The 12,151-nt window shown below is 54.0% G+C and carries 6 protein-coding genes and 1 pseudogene; 4 read left to right on the top strand and 3 right to left on the bottom strand.

Annotation, left to right across the window (positions count from 1 at the left end; genetic code table 11):
* Window positions 1-928, bottom strand: a pseudogene (locus BLO50_RS14535) (IS3 family transposase); the annotation flags it as partial.
* A gap of 70 nt (window positions 929-998) precedes the next feature.
* On the opposite strand from BLO50_RS14535, the gene BLO50_RS14530 reads away from it, so the two are divergent.
* Window positions 999-2,663, top strand: coding sequence for an ATP-dependent nuclease (locus BLO50_RS14530; RefSeq protein WP_090254020.1), 1,665 nt, complete (start codon window positions 999-1,001; stop codon window positions 2,661-2,663).
* Between the two features lie 2 nt (window positions 2,664-2,665).
* Window positions 2,666-4,291, top strand: coding sequence for a UvrD-helicase domain-containing protein (locus tag BLO50_RS14525; protein WP_090254018.1), 1,626 nt, complete (start codon window positions 2,666-2,668; stop codon window positions 4,289-4,291).
* A gap of 226 nt (window positions 4,292-4,517) precedes the next feature.
* Here the strand turns inward: BLO50_RS14525 and BLO50_RS14520 are convergent, their stop codons facing one another.
* Together BLO50_RS14520 and BLO50_RS14515 are read right to left on the bottom strand one after the other, a co-directional pair.
* The gene (locus BLO50_RS14520) at window positions 4,518-5,366 is read right to left on the bottom strand and encodes a hypothetical protein (RefSeq protein WP_090254017.1); all 849 of its coding nucleotides are present in this window, start codon (window positions 5,364-5,366) and stop codon (window positions 4,518-4,520) included.
* Window positions 5,363-6,874, bottom strand: coding sequence for an AAA family ATPase (locus BLO50_RS14515; RefSeq protein ID WP_090254015.1), 1,512 nt, complete (start codon window positions 6,872-6,874; stop codon window positions 5,363-5,365). Before BLO50_RS14515 ends, BLO50_RS14520 begins: the two co-directional genes overlap by 4 nt.
* Before the next feature lie 388 nt (window positions 6,875-7,262).
* Here BLO50_RS14515 and BLO50_RS14510 point away from each other — a divergent pair, with 388 nt between their 5' ends.
* Complete coding sequence (locus BLO50_RS14510; protein WP_090254013.1) at window positions 7,263-10,007, top strand: autotransporter outer membrane beta-barrel domain-containing protein; 2,745 nt, start codon at window positions 7,263-7,265, stop codon at window positions 10,005-10,007.
* Between the two features lie 385 nt (window positions 10,008-10,392).
* Window positions 10,393-11,232, top strand: a complete 840-nt coding sequence (locus tag BLO50_RS14505) for an alpha/beta hydrolase (protein ID WP_208597434.1) — start codon at window positions 10,393-10,395, stop codon at window positions 11,230-11,232.
* Window positions 11,233-12,151: the final 919 nt, after the last annotated feature.

The following is a 12,151-nucleotide window of genomic DNA, read 5'->3' as shown; positions in this document are numbered from 1 at the left end:
CGGCTCATGCTTCCAAGCAAGTTGTTGGCTTTTAGGAAACTCTGCCAGTCACCACTGCTGAACTGACTACCCTGGTCTGAGTGAATCATCACTTCCTGCTTGGGCTTACGCCGCCAAACGGCCATCAGCAATGCATCAATAGCCAGATCGCTGGTCATCTGCGGCTTCATCGACCAGCCAATTACCTGCCGTGAAAACAGATCGAGCACCACCGCCAAAAATAACCAACCCTCATAGGTGCGGATGTAGGTTATGTCCGTGACCCAGACTTTGTTGGGTTCGGTGACGTTGAATCGACGCTCAAGATGATTCGGCGAAGCGACTGGAGGCTTGCCACCATAACGACCCGGTCGACGCCGGTAACCCGTCTGCGAACGCAGTCCTTCCTGACGCATTAATCGAGCAACTCGGTGCCTGCCGCACTGTTCGCCAAGCTCACGCAGATCGTCATGGATTTTTCGGTAACCGTAGATGCCACCGCTCTCTAGCCACGAATGCTTGATCAGGCCTAGCAGCCGCTGATCATCCTTGGCTCGCGCCGACTTCGGCTCTGCCAGCCAGGCGTAGTAACCGCTGGCATGTACTTTTAGAGTCAGGCACAGACGGCGAACCGGATAGTCTGCGGATAGATGATTGATGAAGGCGTACTTCAGCCGCACTCCTTGGCAAAGTACGCGGCGGCCTTTTTTAAGATGTCTCGCTCTTCGGTCACGCGCTTGAGTTCAGCACGCAAACGACGCAGTTCAGCATGCTGGTCGTCTTCTTGCGCCCGCTGCTCTTGAGGCTTGCTGTAGCGCTTCACCCAGGCATAAAGGCTGTGTGTCGACATGCCCAAACGAGCAGCTACCTCAGCCACCGGAAGACCTCGCTCGGTCACCTGTTTGACTGCTTCGATTTTGAATTCTTCGGGATAACGCGGGTTGCTCATGGCACCTCCTAATGGGCCGTATTATGAGGCCTAGAGGTGTCTACGAAACTAGGGGCGATTCAACGCGCACATCAATCTGGCCAAGAACAGCCTGGTGATTGGAAGCAACGATGTTGGTAAAACCAACATGATCCATGCGTTGCGGCTCTTGCTGGACAAGAGCTTGTCAGAGGCAGATATCGAGCCGACGACACGTGATTTCCATTGTGCGCAAAATGGCACGCAGGCCGATCACTTCATAATTCGAGTTGCGTTCTCCGAAGTCACTCAGGACGCCGTACTTTCCCAGCTCAAGGGCTTTGTCAGTGCTACCGGCCATTTCTTTCTTGAGTTTCGGGCCACCAGGGCGGACCACAGCTATGAGATCGCTGCAGGCTATGACCTCTCTGCAATGGAGGTTATTCCTAGTCGCTACTACCTGAAGCACCTTCATCTGAAGTACATCCACTCTCAGCGTGACCTTGTGCGGTATATCCGGTCGGAGAAGCGGCACCTTTTGCGTCTTGCGCAGGAGGCACGCGACGATGCCCAAGTGGATGCCGATGCCATACAGCTGCAGACACTTGCTGGACTGTTGGAGTCTGTAAACTCCGGCGTGAAGAACCTGCACTACGTTACTGAGGCGACCCAAGACCTCAACAACGAACTGAGGGCGCTCTCTCACCATAACGCGGGTTACAACGTCTCGTTGGATACCGGTGCGATAGGTATCGAGCAGTTCATCGAGCAGCTGGAGCTGGGAGCCAGCACCAACGGTTCGCGTGTAATGCTCGGAGGTGACGGCCGTAATAACCAGATCCTGCTGGCTTTGTGGAAGGCCAAAAGCGTGCTTGAGCACGATCAAGACAATGAGGTGGTGATCTATTGCGTTGAGGAGCCCGAGGCGCATCTACATCCTCACCAGCAGCGGAAGCTGGCGAGCTACCTTATCAGTGCGTTGCCCGGCCAGACCATCGTTACCACACATTCCCCTCAGATTGCTGCCAGCTACCGCCCCGACTCAGTCGTCCGCCTACTACGCCACAACGGAGGGTCCCGAGCGGCAAGCCAAGGTTGCTCTAATTGCATCGACAGTGCATGGACAGGGCTTGGCTACCGGATAAGCATCCTTCCTGCAGAAGCGTTTTTCGCCTCGGCAGTCATGCTGGTCGAAGGGCCTTCGGAAATGCTGTTCTACGCTGCGCTGGCACGAGCACACGGCTTCGATCTTGATCACCTCAACGTATCACTGTTGTCTGTCGATGGCGTTGCGTTTGAGGTTTATAAGCGGGTGCTAGACGCTCTGGGAATTCCATGGGCTGCGCGCACTGACAACGACATTTCCAATGTTTCTCTTGGTCCACAGGGGGCGCAAGTCGTGTGGCGCAACCTCGCGGGAATCAATCGCGCTTTGAGGCTGGCAGATATGCCCCCTCTGCAACACCGCGCGAATCCATACGACCAAGCCACTTCGTTGACGGATGGAAGTTGGCATGCGGTAAGTGCAGCCGTGGCACCCTTCGGCATCTTTCTATCGAAGATTGATCTGGAACACGACATTGCCACCGAACTCCCAACACTGTTGGACGGATTCAAAGGTCATGCGTTGCCTCAAGCAATCTCTTACCTGCAAGACAAGAAAGCCATCCGTATGCAGGAGTTTGTTGAGCACTGTGGGGCTCGACTCAGTGTGCTGCCGACTGGGCATTTGTTGCAGCCGCTGATTCACTGTATGACCGCTGCTGCGCAGGTTTAGAAATGGCCACCTTCACGCCAAGTGCGGAGCAAGCCCAGGCCATTCAATGTGCGAGCGACATGGTGATAGTGGCCCGTCCCGGCAGTGGGAAAACCAGCGTCCTGTCATGCAAGGTTAGGAGCCTCGTTTCGGGGTTGCGTCGCCACCAGGGTGTCATCGCCATCTCCTTCACGAACAAGGCAAGCGATGAGCTGGAGCGTCGTTGTAAAGCAGATGCTTTCGACGTGAAGGGGTCTTTCTTCGGCACGATCGATGATTTCTGCCTTCGTGAGATCGTGTTTCCGTTTACACGGCAGTTGATGCCTGTTGCCGCTCCAGCCAAGACGGTCAAGGTCATGGAGTTGCCTGAAGCGGTAAGGCTCATGCTACCGGCAACGCCGATCCAGAGCGGTACCGTTGCTAATACGACCGAGTTCCTGCCGTTCCTGCAGGCGGCACTGGCTCTGGGATTTGTTCCCCTAGAGACCGTGGGCATGCTTGCTCGCTACGTGATCGAGCAATCCCCTGCATGTCAGAACTACCTCGTAGCACGGTATCGCGCCGTGTATATCGACGAGTATCAGGACAGTGGGTACTTCCAGCATCAGCTCTTTCTGAAGCTGAAGTCTCTGGGATTGACCGCTATTGCAGTCGGAGATAGTGACCAGTCCATTTATGGATTCGCGCACAAGGATTCGAGGTACTTGATTGAGCTTACGGTGCCAGGCAGTGGATTTGCGCACTTTGCCATTACTACCAATTTCCGCAGCCATCCGTCCATCAACGACTTTGCACTTCGCCTGCTCGATCCGAACCACCCTATTGCGCCGACGAGCGATATGCGGGTGCTAATCAAAACGGTCGATGGTCACCAGGGCGCGATGGGTGCGTGGTTGGATACATCCATTCCCAATTTAATGCGCTTCTATCAGGTGGCCGCAGCGAGCAGGGTTGCCATTTTGTGCCGACATCAGCACTCAGCACGGTTGATTGCTGACCATATTGGACTTGCTCACCATCTTGTCGAGGAGAGCCCTTTCCAGGCTGCACCGGCAGCGGAGGCAAGCCTTTTCTCGGATATGCTGAGGTTGCGATTCGACCAGCAATTGACCGCAGAGGCACTGATTGAGCGATCCGGTGCGACCAAGCTAGCCGCTAACGAACGGCGTGCGCTTCGCCGTGCGTTATTAAGTTGCCGATCTTGCTTGGATAGCGACCTGGTTGCGACCGTGTTGAATGCCGCCACATGCCTGCTGGGGCAGCAGCCTTCGGCGGAAGGTGCGGTGGAGCTTGGGGTCGTTTGCGGAGATCCCGAGAAGCTACGCAGGCTTCAAAGCTCCAGTTTCGATGCCGTTCAGATCATGACCCTACACAAGGCGAAAGGATTGGAGTTCGACCTCGTTTTCCATGTCGATCTCTACGATCACGTGATCCCGAAACGCACTTATCCGCCAGGACAGTATGGAGTTTTCTTCGAGCACGAAATCCAATGCCTGAATCTGCATTACGTAGGAGTCACACGAGCAGTTAAGGCTTGCGTGTTGATGACATCGAACTTTCGCATCAACGGGCAGGGCGATGTTAAGAACGGTGCTCCTTCGCAATTCATTGGCAGGAACGGGGCGAATGCTACGCCCATCTTTTGGTAACGCTATTGATAGAGCGGGCAGGCACGCTATTTTGCACCTTTGGTCGCAAGCTGCTTCCGGCGAACGACTGACTTTGCCAGTCACCACGACCGCTATGGCCAGGAGCAGTCATTGAGCATCTACAGAACCAAGGGGCGATTCACAATGCCTCCCCGCTTTGCGAGGAGGCCGATGATGCTTCCCGACACTTATCACCTTCAAACAGTGGTGAACAAGCCGTCCTAGGTTATGCAACTTGGACCCAGTTATCGAGGTTAGCGTGCTTGGCCATGGAGTCCATAAGAACAGCGATCCAATGGTTTCTACCATAAACATCGCGCCGATCTTTCGCTCGCCCGCTCAGGAATACCCGAAAGTCCTGGCCTCCAGAATCGAGATGAATGCGGCAATCCTTGAGTATCTCTGCTACTTCGTCATTTCCAAGTTCGTCGTATCGATCAATCAGTTTGAGACGTTGGAAGTGGCTACTGATGAGGTCCCACAATTCGTCGGCGAGGCCGATAGGCCTGGTGAGCGAAAAGTTCGCACCGACACCTTTGAACCCCACGATTTCGTGAAACGTAACCACTACAAACTGTAGGTCTGGAACCGGGTCAGTGTAGGAGTGCAAGAATTGACGTTTTCCCGCGACGGACAGCCAATCAGCATCTTTCGTGGAGTTGCACTTCGCGCAGCATGGGACCAAGTTCAACGGATGCACCGCAAACTCCGGAAATTTCACTGCTGGCATGTAATGGTCGAACGTACCGGGAAGCGTCGTTCCACACATAGGGCAATACTTTAACAGCCGCTTAGGTTGCGCATCCTTTATTGCCTGTTTGAGCTTCTTCAACGGCTGCGTTGCCCCGTCATAGCAAGCACGTAGGGTATCGCTTATAAGGAGCGCTGGAGCATGGCTCTTGAGACCGGCTAAAGAGCTTTTGTCGATGGCTTCCGCGTAAGCGAGATATCGCTCTTCAATCAACGCATGGGCGGCAGTGAGATTTGCCCTCGTGACTTTATGCTTCTTGTCTCGAATGGCTACATACCGATCCAGGTAAGTCGGATCGTCGGGCAAGGCAACGAGGTTTCTCACTTGTTCTTGCCCTCCTTTTTACCGTACTGCGCCAGGAGGTATGCCTCTGCGCTGAGGCTTAGACCTTGGTCGAAGCGAGCCAGCACATCCTCGGCCGACTCGCTTTTTGCCAGGCGCTTAAGGGTTCGGCGATAGACACTCTCCACCTCGATGGTCTCAAACACGTGCCTAGTTAGCTCAGTAACACTTTCGCCAAAGCTTTCGAGAAGTAAAGGGTGGGCTACTGTCAGATTCTGCTCCCGCTCGAACACCAAAACGCGCTTGGCTGGAATTTCCTGTATCACGACAGGTGAGTGAGTTGCCACAACCGCATATGAATCGAACTTGCCCAGGATCTCCGACAAAACCAAGAACAGACTGGCTACTGCATTAGGGTGAAGGTGTGTTTCCGGTTCATCAAACAGAACCAGCGAGTTCGGCTGAATCCAGGCAAGCAACGCCGTCACGAAATGGGCGAGGATGGATTGACCCGAACTGAGGAGAGATAGGGCCTGGTCGTCGGTGGTGGTGGTGGGACTATCAATTTCCGCCTTCAAGTTAGACATCAGCTGTTCGCTAAGATCTCCCAGGATGGTTTGTGCGTACTCTATCCAGTCGTCTTGCAACCCTCGTTCACGAATACGCTCCTGATTCCGCCGATAGGTTTCATTCAGATAAGCACGAGACAGCCCTCCCTTGTCGTTGCGAATTCCGCAGTAGACGTAGCTGCTGGAGCTGTCCGGAAGTGGGCGTTTGAAGCGATCGAAAGCACTGTACGAAATGGCGATGATACGAGTGAACAACGGCCGACCATCGGGGAACCGTTCCTCGCGCTCAATCAGCTTCTCCGCCGAGGTGCGCGAAATCTGGGCAAGGTCGGCACCCAGGCTAGCCAGAAAGCGCGTCTTGCCAACAGCATTGCGGCCGATGATGCCAACGATTCGACCTGGTACGGGGTCCTTGCGTTTGAATGCAAAAGAAGCCTCAACGTTAGCATCAGCGCCCTCAATTGAACCAATATAAGTGAAGGCAGGTTCTTCGTTCGCCGGCTCACCAACGGCCCATGCACGGCCGAAGCGACGCGCACGGTGCGCGCCGTTCTCACGCATCATTGCATTACGGAAGGCACTGGTTGGCTCGAAGTCGGTCGCAAGCGCGGGTCGCCATGCAATATCGCGAAGTGCGACTAGTACGTCGCTGGACTGATCGCCAAGGAGAGTATGAAGATTCGTGTAGTAGTCGTCCTCCTGACCAAGGGAGATGTACTCAGCGCCCAATTCGGAAAATGAGTCCTCCAAATCGGTCGCGCTGGCCAATAAAACTGGCTCACCATCTTTGCTTTTTTTCTGCAGGATTTTGACTGGGCCCAGGTGAGTGATTGTGCTCTTAGCATCGTGATAGCTGAGATGGAATTGCACTTGGTGCCCATAGTCGTCCCAGTTGTCCGTCCTAAGAACGAACACCGGGAGGAGTGATGGTGCGACTGACTCGCGTCGTGCGCGGACCACAAACTTCAATTTAGACGGCAAAACTCATCTCCTTATGTGTCGAAGCAGTGTTTAAGCAGATAACGCTGCACCTAGCGTCCACCAGCAACTGAGGGATCGGGTTCGGTTCAGTTGGCGCTCGAAGTAGCCATATGGCTAATTCAAGCGCTCCTGGTATTTACTGAGCTTCCAATAGATCTGATTTGCCGGGAAACACGTTGTGCCGGACAGATTGAATTGTCCTGAATTCTCTAGGCACTTCCAAGCGTCCGCTCTTGGCCGGGAGTCGCTAGTAGCATCGGGCCGGAGTCGGCCAAAAGCGGTCATCGAGCGTCCACGAAATCAGGGGCGATTCAACTGCCCCTTATCGGTATAAGGAGCATGCGCTGGCCTTTTGATTCCAATATGATGGCACCCTTGGATCACAGCTATGACCGCAACGGCCCACCACTCAACCTTCACGAACAGTCAGGCGGGCTTATCGTCAGGTTGGTTGTTTGTGGTTATCACACAGGCTTCTCGCCGAGGTGTACTGATGCCCGCACGAAAATATTCACCACAATATTTGCCTCGCAGATTGTCCCTTTTGAGCTTAGCCATAACCGCAGGACTGGCGGCCACGTTGCCCAATGTTGCGCTTGCAAACCAAGTGATTAATAGCTCGCAAAACTCCAGGCAGCTCTGGACCAGTGGGGACTTTACCGTCACATCGACGGGCGCAATCACCACACTCAACAACGAGGCGCTGAATGTGTCCGGACTCACGCTGGGAGTGCTTAGTAACAGCGGAACTATCAGCAGCACCAACTCAATAGGTGTGTACACCAATGGCGTTATCCAAGATTTAAGCAACATTAACGCTATTTATGGTGACAACTATGGCATTTACAACACGGTCACCGGCTGGGGTAACGGTACTGGCTCTATCGATACACTGACTAATAGCGGCAGCATTACCAGCCGAGCCATAGCCATCTACAACGTTGCAACTGCTGCTATCGGTGACCTATCTAATACAGGCACCATCAGCGGCGGTCTGCTGGGTGTTGCTAACGTAGACGCTGCCGTCATCGGCACCCTGACTAACAGCGGCACCATTAGCAACAGTGGCGCATTCGGCTCTGGTGAAGCCATTATCAATGGCGGCACAATCGGCCTGCTGAGCAACCTCGTAAATGGCTCCATAAGCGGCGGCTCCGGCAGCAATGGTATTACCACCGGAGGCACAATCAGCCAGCTGAGCAACAGTGGCAGCATCAGCGGCATCAATCGCGGTATTTCCAGCTACAGCGGCACTATCAGCGCGCTGACCAATACCAACACAGGCACCATAAGCGGCGGAATGTTCGCTATTTATAATGCAGCGAGCGGCGCACTCGGCCCGATCACTAACGCCGGCACCATTGCCGGTGCAATCCAGAATGACTCAATTCAAGATCTGACCATCTTGGGCGGTAGCGGTACGAACTTCGGCCGACTCACCGGCAACGCCGCAGGCTTCGGTATCGGTGACAACAACATTGGCCAGATCACCAATATCAATTCCGATCTGATATTCGGTGCCGGCAACCAGCTGCTAAACGACAATATCAATGTTGGCGGCTTCAGCGCGTTTAACTTAGGCACTTTACAGCTCAACAATACGATCGCCATTACCGGTAACTACAGCCAGGCTGCGGACGCCAGCCTGATCCTTGGCGTGGCGGACAATGCCTTAACTACGGGCGCGCTCGGCATCGACAGTGGTTATGGTCGTTTGGTGGTGTCGGGTAGCGCAAACCTGGCCTCCGGCTCTACCGTGGGCCTGCAATCCCTCGGCAGCTACGGCTTCGCTCAAGGCCAACGCTACCTGGTGATCCAAGCCGACAGCACGAACACTAATTACAACGCTGACACGCTCAACTACAACGTAGCTGGTTATAACGCCTCGGGCTCCAGTGTGGTTGATGGAAGCGATACCCACTTGATAGTCACTGTCGGCAGTGCGTTGGGCGTTATAACGCCACCGCCCAGCGTCGGTCCCATCAATCAAGCGACTACAGCTGTGGGCATGGCTACGCTCTCCGGACTGTTTAATTACAACGGTTTAGATGCTGGCGTCATGAACCTTTTCAACGCCGCAGCCGCCCTTGGCTCTTCGGCAGAGGGCAATACGGCCGGCGCGCAGTTAAGCCCGACTGCTAACCTGAGCGCCGCCACCCAAGCGTCCACGGCCTCAACCGGGCAAGCGCTGGATCTGACTGCAGCTCGCATCGATAGCCTGCGCGGGACACAAAATGGCAGCAGTGGAACAGGCATCGCAACTGGCGAGAGTGCTGCCACTTCAGGGCAATGGGGCCAGGCTTTTGGCGGAAGCTCAAGACTAGAAGAGCGCGACGACGTATCCGGTTACCACGCTCGTTATAACGGGCTTTTGCTCGGTGCCGATGGTATGTTCAACGACAACTGGCGTGCCGGCGGGTTGTTCACTTACACCAAGACCACTGTTAATAACGATGGCGACAACAACGGCAGCTCGGCTGACGTGAAATCCTATGGCCTCCTCGGCTACGCCAGCTACAGTGGTAATCCTTGGTACTTGGATCTGTCGGCCGGTGCAGTGCAGCACCAATACGAAACCCAGCGCCGAGTGGAATTCACCGGCTTCAACGGCACGACCGAAGGCCAGTACGGGGGTATGCAATACATTGCATCCGCGCAGGCGGGCTACCCATTTGATTTGGGTGCACATTTGGCCAACATCGTCGTTACGCCGATTGCTGGTCTGACATACAGCACTTTGCGCCTGGATAGTTACACTGAAAAGGGTGGCAACGGTGCTGCGCTGAACATTGATGCGAAAAACAGCTACTCACTCAAAAGTACCTTGGGTGCGAAGGTGGAGCGCTCCTTCTCCACAACCTATTGCACCGTAATACCCTCGGCCCAACTCACATGGCGTCACGAGTTTCGCGAGGCCGGCCTGCAATCGGTGGCTAACTATGCCTCTGACACCTCTGGCGCCACGAACTTTACCACGACGGGTGCAAAGTTAGTGGAAGACACCGGTGTCATGAAGTTGGGTGTGACGTTGATACGCAGCCAGAGCTTGAGTTTGTCGGCGAATTACACCCTAGAAGCTGCCAGTGGCTACACAGCTAACACCGGTGACTTGCAGGCACGCTGGGAGTTCTAGGTCGTTAAGTTCAACACGACAACACCTATGATATCTGCGCAGGTGTTGTCGTGGCGACCTACTTTGGCAGTCGCCAAATTACTTCGCTCACCCCCATGTATACCTCTGCCACCGCCCCAAAGAGCAGTACACCTATTGCCTAAGGGATTCGAAAGCATCCTTCGAGTGTTAATGAACCGAGGCAGAACACGTTGGAATGCAGGCCAGGCGTATCAGAAGGCGATGTGTTGTCCACGCCTCTTAATTAGGCTGGCTATACCATCTAAGCACTGCAATTGCTCGGTATATAGACTATGTTTTCGGGGGGGGGGCTCAACTTGGTTATAGCCAAATCTGAAGGTAACGGCCACGTCCATACTGATGACCACGCTGGATATTAAACTGTATGACTAAAATGCTATGCATCCTCGTCATAGGCTGGGTGCAGTTAACAGGCTGCACCAGTGCAAATAAGTATGCCGACTCTATAGCGCAAGCGGCCTACTTACAGCGCGAGCAGGTTCATACGGACACCTTCCTGCTTACCAGCTTTGCCCGAACTACCCGCCTCGACCAACCATTGATGATCTACATTGAAGGCGACGGAATGGCTTGGCGCTCACGTAACCGGCCATCCAGCGATCCAACACCGATTCAGGCGCTCGGCTTAACTTTGGCTGCGGCTGACACGTCCGCAAATGTCGTTTATCTATCACGTCCTTGCCAATTTACGCCGATTGCATTGAGCCCACAGTGCAGCAGTACTTACTGGACTGGAAAACGTTTCTCTGAAGAAGTAATCGCGGCCATGAATCAGGCTGTGTCGCACTACGCTGGCCGTTTACCCGGCCAACCTGTTCACCTGATCGGGTATTCAGGAGGTGGCGCAGTTGCTGTATTGATTGCAGCGCGGCGCATCGATATTGCTTCCTTGCGGACCGTGGCGGGAAATCTCGATCACGTTGAAGTCAATCAACTACACAACGTTTCTGCTATGCCGGCTTCGCTCAACCCCATAGACTTTGCACGAATGGTCTCCGATATACCGCAGATACACTTTAGTGGGGCCCGCGACAGCGTTGTGCCAACAGTTATTACTCAAAACTTCGTGACCGCGACCGCCGGTAAATGTGCACAAATACAAGTAATTCCGGACATGGCACATGATGGCGATTGGGCGCACGTCTGGCTACGCTTAGTAACCCGCAATCCTATTTGCTCTAACAATACCCGCCCTTTAACCTAAAGTTGGCTGTTGATTTGTGGCTGGCAGCATCGCTATTTCGTTGAAGAGAAGTCGTCGCCATCCTAGGCAAATAAAAGCATCTCACTAAGTATCAAAACCGCTACAGAGGCGGAGATCGGGAGAGCGAAGGTTCATTGCGAAGCTCCTTATGTTTTTATTTTTAGGCTTGGCGTGTAGTTAGGGCTGACCAAGTGTCCACTTTGGCCCAAAGCAACCCTTCATTCAGGACTACTTCTGGCCTTTTGCAGAGCCTACGAAATGAAGGTCGATTCAAGGCTGGTATTTTATACAGTCCAGATAGCCTACTCCTCAACAATCTCCCGGTACCACTTCTGTTAATCGTCGCATAAAGGTTGTGTTGCAGAAGCCTCTGAAATTGACTGAGCCTTTCGTTCCCGACGCCGGCAAAGCCAGTTGCGGATGTCTCGAACAATTATGCATACCGCACCAATGACTGTTAGCAGAACGAACGCACCAAGAAACTGAGCGAGAAGTATGCCGCCGTTGTAGGCCAATGCTCGGTTGCCTTATTCAAAGCTTGCGAACGCCGGGCCTTGCGCCGCCATAAGGCAGCCCAAAGAAAGTGCGCGGCCTTATGTTGCTGAAACCTCGATTCATGCAGAATCAATTCTAGACTAATGCAAGTAATCAATAGCAATGAAAGTGCCTAAAGACCGCATGCAACTGCGGACTCAGATATCGCGAAAGCGGCCCCGGCTAAAGGGCTGCTCGTGGCCGAATGCAGCCGTTTCGCGACCGCAACTGACGGCTAGCGGCGATAGTCGGATGCGCCATGAGATTCTGGGGTGATTTGGTAGTATTCGACCTCCAAGAGAGTCTTTCTATCTGGTTTCTGTTGGCCGTAGGCTGGGTAGATCAGCATTTTTCAGAGAGGGGCGTATGCTGGAGAAATTATCAA

It is taken from the genome of Pseudomonas peli (assembly GCF_900099645.1).
GTDB classification, from domain to species: domain Bacteria; phylum Pseudomonadota; class Gammaproteobacteria; order Pseudomonadales; family Pseudomonadaceae; genus Aquipseudomonas; species Aquipseudomonas peli.
This window is presented reverse-complemented; position numbering and strand designations above follow the sequence as displayed.